Origin of the sequence: Flavobacterium aquidurense (assembly GCF_031458035.1) — a bacterium.
In the GTDB taxonomy this organism is placed as follows: Bacteria; Bacteroidota; Bacteroidia; order Flavobacteriales; family Flavobacteriaceae; genus Flavobacterium; species Flavobacterium aquidurense_C.
The window spans coordinates 191,748-205,718 of sequence record NZ_JAVDXR010000007.1 but is presented as its reverse complement, the minus strand read 5'-3'; the positions used below and the strand labels follow the sequence as shown (position 1 = coordinate 205,718).

General features: G+C 33.5%; 8 protein-coding genes. 3 read left to right on the top strand and 5 right to left on the bottom strand.

The annotated features are described in order from the left end of the window. Window positions 1–70: 70 nt before the first annotated feature. On the bottom strand, window positions 71–1,579 hold the full coding sequence (locus tag J2X17_RS13090) for a GH3 auxin-responsive promoter family protein (protein WP_310298718.1): 1,509 nt from the start codon (window positions 1,577–1,579) through the stop codon (window positions 71–73). Between the two features lie 251 nt (window positions 1,580–1,830). On the opposite strand from J2X17_RS13090, the gene J2X17_RS13085 reads away from it, so the two are divergent. Further along, on the top strand, window positions 1,831–2,625 hold the full coding sequence (locus J2X17_RS13085) for a DUF2797 domain-containing protein (RefSeq protein WP_310298716.1): 795 nt from the start codon (window positions 1,831–1,833) through the stop codon (window positions 2,623–2,625). 240 nt (window positions 2,626–2,865) lie between these two features. Next, on the top strand, window positions 2,866–3,939 hold the full coding sequence (locus tag J2X17_RS13080) for a glycosyltransferase family 9 protein (RefSeq protein ID WP_310298714.1): 1,074 nt from the start codon (window positions 2,866–2,868) through the stop codon (window positions 3,937–3,939). A gap of 60 nt (window positions 3,940–3,999) precedes the next feature. Here the strand turns inward: J2X17_RS13080 and J2X17_RS13075 are convergent, their stop codons facing one another. From J2X17_RS13075 to sppA, 3 genes are all read right to left on the bottom strand, one after another. Beyond that, complete coding sequence (locus J2X17_RS13075) at window positions 4,000–6,591, bottom strand: AsmA-like C-terminal region-containing protein (protein WP_310298712.1); 2,592 nt, start codon at window positions 6,589–6,591, stop codon at window positions 4,000–4,002. Between the two features lie 178 nt (window positions 6,592–6,769). Continuing rightward, entirely contained in the window at window positions 6,770–7,717 is a 948-nt protein-coding gene (locus J2X17_RS13070; RefSeq protein ID WP_310298709.1) for an alpha/beta hydrolase family protein, read from the bottom strand. Between the two features lie 6 nt (window positions 7,718–7,723). Next, the gene (sppA, locus tag J2X17_RS13065) at window positions 7,724–9,481 is read right to left on the bottom strand and encodes a signal peptide peptidase SppA (protein WP_310298706.1); all 1,758 of its coding nucleotides are present in this window, start codon (window positions 9,479–9,481) and stop codon (window positions 7,724–7,726) included. A 268-nt stretch (window positions 9,482–9,749) separates the two neighbouring features. Here sppA and folK point away from each other — a divergent pair, with 268 nt between their 5' ends. Next, the gene (gene folK, locus J2X17_RS13060; RefSeq protein WP_310298703.1) at window positions 9,750–10,883 is read left to right on the top strand and encodes a 2-amino-4-hydroxy-6-hydroxymethyldihydropteridine diphosphokinase; all 1,134 of its coding nucleotides are present in this window, start codon (window positions 9,750–9,752) and stop codon (window positions 10,881–10,883) included. Window positions 10,884–10,936: 53 nt separating this feature from the next. Here folK and J2X17_RS13055 read toward each other — a convergent pair whose 3' ends face one another. Further along, window positions 10,937–13,885: an Ig-like domain-containing protein gene (locus J2X17_RS13055; RefSeq protein WP_310298700.1), complete on the bottom strand. Its 2,949-nt coding sequence runs from the start codon at window positions 13,883–13,885 to the stop codon at window positions 10,937–10,939. Between the last annotated feature and the right edge of the window lie 86 nt (window positions 13,886–13,971).

Sequence of the window (13,971 nt, the reverse complement as noted above, 5' to 3'; positions counted from 1 at the left end):
ATCCCTCATGCGGTTTAGTCGGATTTAAGTATTTTAATTCGTGAAAATTCGTGAAATTTGTGTTTAAATACTACATCTCCTTCAACTGCTCCAAATAATCTCTCTGATTCGAAAGTCTCGGAATCTTGTGTTGTCCACCCAATTTATCTCTTTCCTTTAACCAATCGTAAAATAAGTTCTCACGAGCGACATTAATCACCAAAGGATTTAACGTCATATTGTTTTGGCGTTTAGCTTCGTAATCAGAGTTTAAAGTCTGTAAAGTTTCATCAAGAACTTTCTGGAAAAGACCAACATCAGCCGGTTTTTTCTTGAATTCAATCATCCATTCATGAGCACCTTTCTCTTTGTCCTGCATAAAAATAGGAGCAACGGTGTAATCAATCACTTCAGTTTTAGTAACCTGACAAGCTTTGGCAATAGCCTGATCCGTATTTTCGACCATTAGTTCTTCCCCAAAAACATTAATATGGTGTTTGGTTCTTCCCGTAACCCTAATTCTGTACGGATTTAACGAAGTAAAACGAACCGTGTCACCAATTAAATAACGCCATAAACCAGAATTGGTCGTAATTACAATCGCGTAGTTTTTATTCAATTCAACATCGGCTAGGCGAATCACTTTTTGATTTGGAGTATCAAAAGTATCCATCGAAATAAATTCGTAGAAAATTCCGTAGTCCAGCATCAATAGTAAATCACTGGAATTGTTTAAATCCTGAATCGCAAAAAAACCTTCAGAAGCATTGTATATTTCGTAGTATTTAAAGTCTTTGCTAGGCAAGATTTTCTGGTATTGTTCTTTGTAAGGAGAAAAACTCACACCGCCATGAAAGTAAACTTCAAGATTAGGCCAAAGTTCTAATAAATTTTGATTGCCTGTATTTTCTAAAACCTTATTCATTAAAACCAACATCCACGACGGAACACCGGCAAAACTGGTAACATTTTCATTTTTGGTCTCATTGATTATGGCAGCAATTTTGGCTTCCCATTCGCTCATAAGTGAGGTTTTACTGCTTGGCGTACTGCTGAATTCGGCCCAAATTGGCATGTTTTCAATTAAAATAGCGGATAAATCGCCGAAAAAAGTATTGTTGTTTTCGTAAATCTGAGAACTTCCGCCTAAGCGAAGACTTTTTCCTAAAAATAACTCAGAGTCTTCGTTGTTGTTCAAATACAAACAAAGTAAATCTTTGCTGCCTTTGTAGTGGCAATCTTCCAGGGCTTCATTACTTACCGGAATAAATTTGCTTTTAGCATTTGTTGTTCCGCTTGATTTAGCGAACCATTTTATTGGAGTTTCCCAAAATACGTTTTGCTCACCCTGACGCGTGCGCTCAATTAAGGGCTGCAATTCTTCATACGTTGCAATCGGAACTCTTTCTGTAAAGGTTTGGTAAGTGTTTATCGAAGCAAAATCATACTGCTTTCCTATAACTGTATTTTCTGAAGCCGTTAGTAAATTATGCAGTAGTTCTTCCTGAACTTCATTCGGATATTTTAGAAAAAGTTCGATTTGATGTATCCTTTGTTTAAGGACCCAGGATGCGAAAGAATTGATAATAGATACGGGCATGGATAATTTTTGATTTTAGATTGCTGATTTTAGATTTTGCTATTAGTGCAAAATCAGGAAATTTAAAATTTGATTATTACTAACAAATATTAACTTTGTCCCTCATATCAAAAATAGTGTTTTTTTGCAAAAAACAATTCTATTTGTAGTAAGATTCGATTTCAATAATTGAATTTTAACAATAAAAATTCACTATACTGAACAATCTAAAATCTAATCCCGAAGCTTCGGGACAGCAATCTAAAATAACCATGACATATCAGGGCGTACTTACAAAAATGCAGACCGAAATTGGAAATCCAATTCAATATTATCTTGTTTTTGAAGATAGTTTTTTAAGTATGAACCAGTTATTGGGTAAAGAAATCGAGATAAATTTTACAGGCTTTCAATGTTTGAATTGCAGTAAAAAGAAAAAAATCTACAGGCAAGGTTTCTGTTACGATTGCTTTTATTCTAGTCCCGCTGTGGGCGATTGGATTATGAGACCAGAATTAAGTACGGCTCATTTAGGTATTGCAGATCGTGATTTAGATTATGAGCAAAAAGTACAATTGCAGCCACATGTTGTTTATTTGGCATTGTCAACAGAGGTAAAAGTGGGTGTCACACGTAAAACTCAGGTTCCAACGCGTTGGATTGATCAGGGTGCAACACGTGCTATAGCTATTGTTGAGGTTCCAAACCGATATTTAGCCGGAATTACCGAGGTTGCGTTAAAAAATCATTACACAGATAAAACAAACTGGCGAAAAATGCTTCAGGATACTGAAGTCGCTTTTGATTTAATCGCTGAAAAAGCGAAAGTCGAAAGTTTACTTCCACTACAAGTTCAGGAGTATTTTTATACCAAAAGTGATGATTTGTTCGAATTGAATTATCCGGTTTTAAATTATCCGGCAAAAATCGCAAGTTTAAATTTGGATAAAACGCCAACTTATAATGGAAAGCTTGTTGGTATTAAAGGTCAATATTTAATTTTCGAAGACGGAACTGTTTTTAATATTCGTGGTTCTGAAGGTTATGTCGTTGATATAAACGTCTAGTTTTATTGGGTGTTTGTTTATGTTTTTAAGTTAACTATCTGGTATTTGCTTGTTTACATATTTTTTTTGTATTTTTATTTCTCTTTCAAGGTGTGAATATTAATAAATTTGATTACAATTTTATAATAATTACTTGTCAGAGAGATTCTATTTTTAGAAAAAAAAGAGACTAGTTTTGATTTTTTGAAGAAAAGATCATTAGTTTTTTTTCAAAAAAATATATCAAAAACAAATACCACAATGAGTAATTTAAAAAAAGTTAACGCATTCAGGCGAGGTCTGATGCGTAATTTGACCAAGAATATTGGTAACTCTATTAAAAGTGATAGTAAACCGATTGATAAAACTAAAATTAAAAAGGTATTAATCTGTCGGCCTAACGGAAGATTAGGTAATCTATTATTAATTACACCCCTTGTTCAGGAAGTGACCAAAACATTTCCAGGGTGTAAAATTGACTTGTTTGTAAAAGGATTTCTGGCTCCAATAGTTTTCGAAAATTATAATAACATTGATAAAATAATTCCCCTTCCTAAAAAACCTTTCAAGGAATTAATAAAGTATTTCAAAGTTTGGACATTAATAAAAAAACAGAATTATGACATTGTAATTAATGTAGACCAAAATTCATCTTCAGGACGTTTGGCAGTCCAATTTTCAAGTGCCAAATATAAATTCTTTGGCGATCTGCCAGAGAATATTCAGCTTCCTTATGAAGATTATGATCATATTGCAAAGTACCCAGTTTATAATTTTAGATATTTTCTAAATCAGGTTGGTTTAGAGAAAAATGATGAACCAGTAGCATTGGTTGATTTGAAATTGTCAGAAAAAGAAATTGAAAACGGAAAAAAGATTTTGAACGATATTATAAATCCACATAAAAAAACAATTGCAATTTTCACCTATGCAACAGGTGAGAAGTGTTATTGTGTAGAGTGGTGGGGTGAGTTTTATGAGATTTTGAAAAAAGAATATCCTGATTATAATATTTTCGAAATTTTGCCTGTAGAGAATGTATCTCAGATAAATTTTCAGGCTCCAAGTTTCTATAGTAAAGACGTTCGTGAAATTGGGTCTGTTATGGCGAATGTTGATGTTTTTATTGGAGCTGATAGCGGAATTATGCATTTGTCAAGCGCTTCAAAAGTACCAACAGTTGGCTTGTTTTCGATTTCGAGTCTGAAAAAATACCAGCCTTATGGCAATAATAGTGTGGGTATTGACACTAATACAGCTGGTTATCCGGAATGTTTGAAAGCAATAAACCTTATTTTAGATAAGGGAGAATCACACAAATTACATGCATCATAAATAAAAAACCTGCTTTCAAAATGATATTTTCGAAAGCAGGTTTTTTATAAAATCACAAGATTATTTCTTTTTAAACAAGCCATTTATCAAGTCGCTTGCTTTTTTGGTCACTTCCTGAGTCTTTTGCTCTTTTTCTGTTTTTGCAGCTTGCGTTGTATCTTTAGCTTTGGTGTTTTTATTAATCAAATCGTTAAGGGCAGACGTTCCTTTTTGCGTCAGTTTTTCTTTTTGTTGATTTGCTACTTGCGCAGCTAAACTACTAACAGCACTTTTCATATCTGTCGAAACTTTCGGATTCGAAAAGTTTCCGGTTATCATCGCATTAATCGGAATGTTTTGCAATTTCGCCTGATCTGCCGGAGACATTTTAGCAATAAAAGCATTTGCTTCAGATCCTAAATATTTAGCCGGAACATCTAGTTTTAAATTATAGTTCATCGTTTGATCAAAACCGTGAGTTCCGCCAACGGTTACTTTAATATCCTGATATTTAATATCAAAAGGTTTTACGTTTACCTTTCCGTTTTCAAAAGTCAACGCAGCTTTAATATCGTTTAGATTTACCTTATTCATGTCAATAAATTTGATGTTTGAACCTAAAGCATTTAATAAAGTAGAGTTTTTAGCATTTATAGTGCTTGAAAGCAATTGCCCAAGTAAATCTCCAGAAATTGATTTCAAGTCCGGAGTTAATTCTTTCGCATCAAGATTTCCATTTAATTTTATAGTTGAATTTAATTTTCCGTTGATGATTCCTGCTATTGGAGCAATTTTTTTCATCATGTCCAACTGTGTAAAAGTCTGTGCAATATCCACTTGATTAAAACCTAAATTCATATCAAAAGTTGGTACTTTTTCTTTAGTCGAAACCGCTCCGGTCAAACCGATTGTTCCTCCAAAAATCGATGTTTTAAAGTTTTCCAAAATTGCTTTTTCGTCCTTAACAATCAATTTTCCTGAAACGGCAGTAAGTTTTAAATTATCATATAAAACAGTATTTGCTTTTGCATTTATGGTACAATTTAAGAAAGCTGGGATTTTCATGGCTTCCGTTGGTTTTGCAGCGGTTTTTTCTGTTGCAGGTTCGCCCGCAGTCATAAAATCATCAACAGCCAGTTGGTTAGAACTCATGTTGAAATTTCCTTTCAGTTCTTGTTTTTTAAACATAAAACCATAGAAATTTTCTAGAACTCCGTTAATAGCAAGATCACTTTTTCCAGTAGTTGCATTAAATTGTTTTAAGTTGATGGTACTCGGATTAAACTCAACAAGTGCGGTGCTGATGTTCATCGATTTATTATTTTCATCAGTATATTTAAATCCTGACAAACTCATGGTTCCGGCATTTTTGATGTTTTGGTATTGACTTTTTTCAACAGAAGCCATATCAAATTGTGTGGTTACATCAGCTTTTAAAATTCCTGCCAAAGGTTTGTCCATTTTAATTGGATATGCTTTTGAAAGGTTGGCTAAGTTGATAGTTCCTTTTAATGCAGCACTCACAAGAGGATTAACAGTAATATTTTTAACATTCGCTTTAGCGTTAAAAACGTCCTGATCGATTCTAAAGGAAAGTTTATCTAAATTGACGTAGGTATCATTTAGAATTCCGGTTTCATTGATAATTTTGGTATCAATTACAATATTCTGAACAGATTTTGGTAAGTTCGGATATTGAAAAGAAGCATTGTTTGAAGCAATTTCAATACTGAATTTAGGAACTGTAATATCTGTTAATTCGCCTTTTGCAAAACCAACAACAGTAAAATCTCCTGTTGTTTTAACGCCATCTAAACCTGCAGCATAAGCCGAAGGAATTAATCCTAAGAAGTTGGTGAAGGATGAGGTCGGGGTTTTAAATTTCAAATCATAAATCTGACCCGCATCAACCATCTGAATAAATCCGTCAAATTCTAAAGGCAATTGATTAATTAAAGCTTTATTCTCTTTAAAAGTATATTTGCTTTTATCAAGATCAATTCCTAAAACAGCATCTAAAGTCAGTTTTACATTTTTCATGTAATTAACTTTATCCATATCCAAAGATACTTTAGCCGTAGATTTTGTCGTTAAATCTAATTTTGAATTCGTGAAATCGCCAGTTCCTTCGTGGTTCAAACTGTCGATTACCATTTTTATTTTAGAACCCTGATCAATATATCTGAAAGTGAAATTCTCAATTTTGTAATTTTGAATTTTTAAGGAAAGCGGTTTGCTTTTATCATCTTTGCTTTCTTCTTTTTTGTCCTTTAAGGCAATATCAAAGTTTCCAACGCCATCTTTGTTGAAAATAATATTGATCAAACCATTTTCTGAAGTGATTCCCTGAATACTTAAAGGCTCTTCTTTTCCTTTGAAAAGTTCCTTGATGCTCATTTTTAAATTCAATTCTCCTAATGAAACCAAAGTATCGCCTTCAAAAGGTGCTTTGTTAATAATGACCAATTTTTCAATGCCTACAGTAGCATTCGGAAAATTTCTAAACAAACTTAAATCGGCATCAGCAAAACTTACTTTTGCATCAACACTTTCGTTGATTGCTTCTGCAATTTTTGCTTTAATCTGATCTTTAAAAAAATAAGGAATGGCAAACAATGCCGCAACAAATACCACGAGAACAATGGCGGTAATCTTTAAAATTTTCTTAAGCATAATTATTTATAGATTTGAGGGGTTAAGTTGAAATTCAACTGATGCAAAAATAATTTTTTTTGGATGAGTTAGTAATAATTTTTTCACAAATATGTAAGAATATATCTAATAGTTGTTAAAAAATAAAAATCCGTCTGAATATCTATTCAAACGGATTTTTAATGATTTTATGATTTCATTATTTTTTAATAAATGAAATAATTCGGGCCGTCATAATTTCTGAAATGGGCAACGTCTCATTATTATAACTATCTAAATTTGCCTGTTTATCGCCTTCAATGGTTTTCATGACATGATTCATTTTTTCAACAATCAAAAGCTCTGCATTTTTATTCGCTTGTGATAAAAGTTCTGCATCTTTTACCGTTACCTGCAAGTCGTTGTTTCCTTGTATAATTAAAATAGGGACGGTTAGTCTTTTAATTTCTGCCTGCGGATTATATTTAAACCACGAAATTAAATACGGCTGAATGCTTGGCCTGAAGAGCGAATTAAGCATTGGGTCAACTTTTTTTACATGATTTCCGTTTGCCAGACTATCGATTATCGGAAAAGTCATGTCTTCTATTTGTTTGTTTGACTTTGATGCAATTTGTGCTTTTATAAGTTTATCTGCAGATTCACCAGGGCCGGCAATCGAAATGTATTTACTTGCTTTTGCGCCGGCAATCATTCCAATCAGAGAGCCTTCACTATGTCCGATTACAATAATTTCTGAAAAACGTTTGTCCTGTTTTAATAAATTAATCCAGCTTTTTGCATCTTCTGTATAATTCTCAAAAACAAGGCTTTCTTCAGAAATCGCAGATGCTTTGCTTTCGCCAATTCCTCTTTTATCATATCTCAAAGATGCTATTCCGTTTTTTGCCAGAGCTTCAGCCAACATTTTCAACGAATTGTTTTTCATCATTGAATTATTTCCATTTCGATCTGTTGGGCCAGAACCCGCAATAATTAAGGCAACGGGATATTTCTTTTTTAAATCCGGAGTCGTTAACGTTCCAAAAAGCTGATCGATATTAATTTTTAAAATTATTGGAGATTCTTTAAAAGTAACTTCATCCTTATTCTGAGCATTTGCAACGCTCAAAAATAAAACAGCAATACATAGAAATAGCTTTTTCATTTTTGATTATTTAATGTTTAATCCAAAAGGGAGCAGTGCCTGAACACCTTGTTGTCTCTGGAATTTTTTTACCTGCTCCAGAAGAAGGTAGTTTTCTTCACCAATTTCTTCTTTAATAAAAGCTTCCTTAGATTGGGCGAAAGGTAAATTTGATAAAATATCACTAAATGTTTTTTCGTATTCAGGATAATTCTGAGTGCTGTATGTTTTTATTTTTGCAATTCGTGCCGCTTCTGCGATCGCGTCATTCAATCCTCCAATTTTATCCACTAAGCCAATTTTAAGAGCCTCTGTTCCAGACCAAACTCTTCCCTGAGCAATGGCATCAACTTGAGCGAAAGTCATTTTTCGGCCTTGAGCCACATGCGTCACAAAAGTGTTGTAAATATGTTCGACACCTTCTAAAGTAAAAGCTTTGAATTTTTCATCAACAGGCACAAACGGACTATAATTTGCTGAGTTTTCGTGCGTTTTTACCTGTTCTGTATTGATGCCTAATTTAGTAGCCAATGGTGAAAAGTTTGGTAATATTCCGAAAACGCCAATTGAACCGGTAATCGTGTTGCTTTCAGCAAAAATCTTGTTGGCATTGCAGGCAATATAGTAACCGCCAGAAGCAGCGTAATTACCCATAGAAACCACAACAGGTTTTACTTTTTTAGTTATTTCGATTTCTCTCCAGATCAGGTCAGAAGTTAGAGCACTTCCTCCGGGGCTGTCAATTCTAAGTACAATTGCTTTTACATCATCATTTTTTCTGGCTTCTTGTAAGGAACGGCGCATTGAGCCTTCGCCAATTATATTTACATCTCCTTCACCACTTTCAATTTCGCCTTGTGCGTAGATAATCGCAATCTGATCGCTTGCAGTATTAGTTAAAGCGGTCGTTACATTGTTTTGAGTATAATCTAAAATCGAAATTTTGTTGTAATCATCATCCCCGGTTACTTTCAGTGCTTTTTTGATAGCGTTGTGATAAACATCTTCATAAGCAACAATGTCAACCAAGCCTTCTTTTTTAGCCATTTCCGGAGTTCTTGCCAATAATCCATTAGCAATTTCATTTAATTTTGGAAGCGGAATATTTCGGCTTTTTGAAATGTCGGAAGAAACAGTAGTCCAGATCGAATTCAGTAGCACTGTAATCTGCTGTCTGTTTGCATCACTCATTTTGTTTTCTAAAAATGGTTCAACGGCACTTTTGTATTTCCCATGACGAATCACTTCCATATGAATGCCTGATTTATCCTGAAAATCTTTAAAAAACATTACTTCAGACGATAACCCTTTAAAATCTAAATCACCTGCAGGATTCAAATAAACAGTATTAGCAACGGAGTTTAAATAATATTCTTTTTGCGAATAAGTATTGGCATAGGCCCAAACAAATTTCCCTGATTTCTTGAAGCTTTCAAGCGCATTTCTTAAGTCTTTATATTGAGCAAGTCCTAATGAAGACTCGTCGTTTAAAATCGAAATACCTTTAATATTATTATCAGTTTTTGCAGCTTCGATAGCGTTGATCACATCAGTTAAACCAATTTCTTTTTGTTCAGAAAAAACAGTTACCCAAGGGTCTTTATATTTTCCGGCGTAATCATTTTTTATTTCTTTTAAATCTAATTCTATAACAGAATCATTTTTGACAGAAATTTTATCATCACCACCAAAAATAGCCCCAATAAGAATTACTCCAAAAAAGAATAACATAATAAATACAAAAATACCAATCACTGTGGCAATTACATTTCCTAAAAACTTCATAATACTATTTTTTTAATAAGTCGTCAAAAAGGTCGCTTTGTTACAAATATAATCTAAATGAAATGGAAGTGGTATATATAAATATATAAAATAGTTGTAGTTTTTACATTTTTAAATTCTCTAAATAAGGATCTGTTATTTTATCTCACACATCGTTTTTCTGGCAGGCTTATGTATAGATATGACTTCGAAATAGTTCAAAACTTCTGATTCTTGAGTTAAATAATGTAAGTAATTCTAAAATAGTTTTAGTTAATTTGCAGTAATTATGAAGTCACAGCATCAAATCGTTTTATCTATAGGCAGTAACCAGGGAAATCGGTTAGAAAATATCGAAAGTTGTATTGCATTGATACATCAGGAAATAGGTACCGTTATTCAGGTTTCGAAACTATATGAGACGCCCGCCTGGGGATTCGAGAGCGATGCTTTTTATAATTGTGCATTGCTGCTTCATAGTACTTCATCAGCACAAAAAATACTCAGTCAGGTATTAAAAGTGGAGAAAAGGCTCGGTCGTATCCGATCAAATCAGCAAGGATATCAATCCCGAATAATCGATGTTGATTTAATTGTTTTTGATGATGAAATCATAGATTCTGAAAAGCTTCAGATTCCGCATCCGCTAATGCAAAACAGAAAATTTGTATTGCTACCAATGCTGGATTTAAAATTGAACTGGAAACATCCTGTCATTCAGAAATCTATTGCAGAATTAATTGCTGTTACACCAGATGAAAGTGTCTGTACTGCTGTTAAGGATTTGAAAAATCCTTTAGAAGAAATTCCGTTAGAAAAGTTTAACTATATTGCTTTTGAAGGAAATATTGGAGCTGGAAAAACAACACTTGCAAAAAAAATAGCAGACGATTTTAATGCGAAAACCGTTTTGGAACGCTTTGCTGATAACCCGTTTTTACCAAAATTTTATAAAGACCAGAACCGATATGCTTTTCCGCTTGAAATGTCTTTTCTGGCTGATCGTTATCAGCAATTATCTGATGATTTAGCGCAATTTGATCTGTTTAAAGATTTTGTCGTAGCCGATTATCATATTTTTAAATCGTTGATTTTTGCTAAGATTACGCTTGCTGAAGATGAATATCGTTTGTACAGAAACTTATTCGATATCATTTATAAAGAAATGCCAAAACCTGATTTGTATATTTATTTATATCAGAATACAGATAGGTTACTTCAGAATATCAAGAAGCGCGGCAGGAATTATGAGCAGAATATTGAAGCTGCTTATCTGGATAAAATCAACAACGGCTATTTGGATTATATTAAATCCCAAACAAATTTAAATGTCTTAATAATTGATGTTTCGGATCGTGATTTTGTAAAAAGACATGAAGACTATCTTTTTATTTTGAATGAAATTAAGAAGAAGATTGTATAATTGGATAATGTATCAATTATCTAATTTTCTAATTGACACATTATCTAATTAACTTACCTCTTCAATGAAAAATGACCTCGAAAAACTGGCATTGTATTGTCAATTTTTACAGCATACCAATAATCTGAAGCAGGTAGAGGGAATTTGTTATAAGTGCCATCCCAACTCATTCCCGAAGCGGATAATTGAGCAAGTAATTTTCCATAACGATCAAAAATAGTGACTTGTGCCTGTGGATAATTTTCTATTCCGGTTATTTCCCAAACGTCATTAAAAGTATCATTATTAGGTGTAAAGAATGCTGGAAATACAAGCACCACAAAGTTTAGTGCAGTGCCACCACAGCCATTTTTTTCTTGCACATAAGCTGTTTGCGATCCGCCGGGAACGTTATTAAATACATTAGAATCCTGAAAAGTAGTACCATCAACAGAAAATTCATAATACTCTTCTTTTTTAAGGAGATGAATTGTCACAGTGGTCCCGTTTACATCAATATGATCTATTTTTGGAGTCTGATGTTCTTCAACTTTAATAGTTTTTGTACTTGAACAACCTCCTTCTGCAACAGAATTTGTAACTTCAACAGTATAAGTTCCGCCTTTATAAATATCAATTTGTTGTGTCGTTTCTCCAGTAGACCATTTGTAAGTCATTCCAGATATGCCTGCGTCCAATGTTTTCTTTTGATTTTCACACATCATAAGTTCTTCATTTGTGACAGCCGGAGGAGTGTAGATAATGATATTTATTGGCGTACGATCACTATTGATGCAGTCATTATTTGACGCTTCGGCATAATATATAGTATTAGTTGAAATTGTAGGTGTTGGAAAATTGGCACCATTGTAAATACTTGTGCCACCAGTTGGAGTTTTGTACCAGTTAATGTTGCCGATATCGCTCATGGCCTGAAGATTTACACTTCCTGGGCCACATCTTGAAACATCTGGCGAAGAAACTGTTGGTTTTGCAGGAGTTTTATTAACGACCGCCGTAACCGATTTTCGATTTGAATTACAACCTGCATCAACGTAATAAGTTGTTGTTGTATTAATTGTTGTTGTATATGAATTTCCCGTACCCAAAAGAGTACCTCCGGTTTGCTGGTCATACCAACTAATAATTGCGCCAGGGGCAGTAGTTGCATTTATTGTGACGCTACCCGAATCGCAAATTGGATTTGGAGTAATAGGAGTAGCTTCCGGAATTGTAATTTTAGTACTCGTTGCTATTTGTAAAATGGGGTCTCCAGGCGATCCGCCAAATTCAACAACATAGCCTTTTGGTTGATAATTACCACTCGGGTCTCCAGTATTTGATAAGTCATTCCAAGAGCCTTTTATTCCAACGCCAGGCTGAGTGATGTGGGCATAATCTTCATCTCCCCGTTGATTAGGTTCGCCGGTATTCCAAAAAGTATAAATCATTGAGGTTCCTGCTTCAGGGCCTGTGACCCATTTCCAAGTACCCTCTGTCTCAGCATCACTTCCGCCAATCCACCCTGTTCCTGATGCTTGTTCTCCAATTAATTTGGCTTCGTCAGCAGATAAGATTGTGGCTAAATATCCTTTAAGGCCATAATAATTCTCTGCCTCTGCTAAGGCTTTTGCCTGAGACCAAGTGACACCAATTCTTGATTTAAACCAATAATAATGGTCTGTTGAAGGCAGATAGTTGGCCTGGCCCATTGTAATAGAAAAAGTTCTGCTTCCAGACGCTGTGACTGAAGAATTGGAAAATACAACATCTTTGATGGCTTCTTCAAAATCAGAGTATAAAACATTGTCTAGACCTGTTGAACTTGATAATTTTAGTTTTCCGGTAACCGGATCCCAGGATGTTGTAATAGATGGGTGCGCTGTTGGATTTGAAAGTTCCAGTTTGTCTAAATTGCTGGAATAACCTGAAGAAATTTGAATATAAATGGCTTCGGTTCCTGTTTCTGCAGGATCATGATCAATATGAATTGTTTCTACAATTTTCAAAGTGGTTAAAGGACAGTATATTTGGTCTCCGGTAGCTTCTATTTTAAGTGTGGTATTATTTAATATGTTACAGTTTTCCGAATAGGAAGCGGAAGCATCTTTTTTTGTAGACCAATTAACAATAGAATATGCTGCATTATCAACCTGTATACAGGTGAGATTAGGGTTAGCATTAATTAACAATGTAGAAATGGATAATGCAGTATTGTTTCCATTTTTTAAATTAAGACTATTTAGTTGATTATTTGAACAGGAAAAATTAGTTAACGATGTATTTTTCGAAACATCCAAATTAGTTAGCTGATTACTGTCGCAATAAAAATTTATCAAAGCTGTATTGTTAGCGCTATTTAAATTAGACAATCTGTTTTTACTGCATTCTAAATCGATTAAAGCTGTACATACACTAATATCCAAGTTTGCTATTTGATTTTCATCACAGCTTAAATGAATTAAAGAAGTATTGGTAGAAACATCCAGATTTGCTATGCGATTTTGATCGCAATGTAAAAAATTTAGAAGAGTATTTTTTGATAGATCGAGATTACTTAATTGATTTTCACTACAGTAAAGTTTTGTTAGTTCAGTATTTTTGGAAAGATCTAAAATGGTTAATCTGTTTTTCTGACAGTCTAACTCTTGTAAGGCGATATTTTGAGAAACATCTAAAGAGGATAATAGGTTGTTGCTGCATCCTAGACGAACTAGAGCAATATTTTTAGAAACATCTAAAGTCATTAAGGGATTTTGAAGACAAAATAATTCTTGTAAGGAAACAAAATCCTGAATTCCAGTTAAGTTAGTACATCCTCTGCTGGAGATATTTAAACTAATAACTGCAGCTGCACTTGAGGTGAGCACTTTACCATCAATAACTCCACTATCAATATTTAAATCTATAAGTGCTTGTTCAAAATTTGGATCAGGAATTAAAGTGTATTGAGCAAATCCAAAAAAGCTGGATAGCAGTAAAGAAAACAAAAGAGTTATTTTATAGAAACTGGCATTTTTCATTTTATAAAAGTATCAATTTTATAATAATAAAAAAATATAATTAAATTTCTAGCAATCAAATTTATAATTTACTAAGAAATACTATT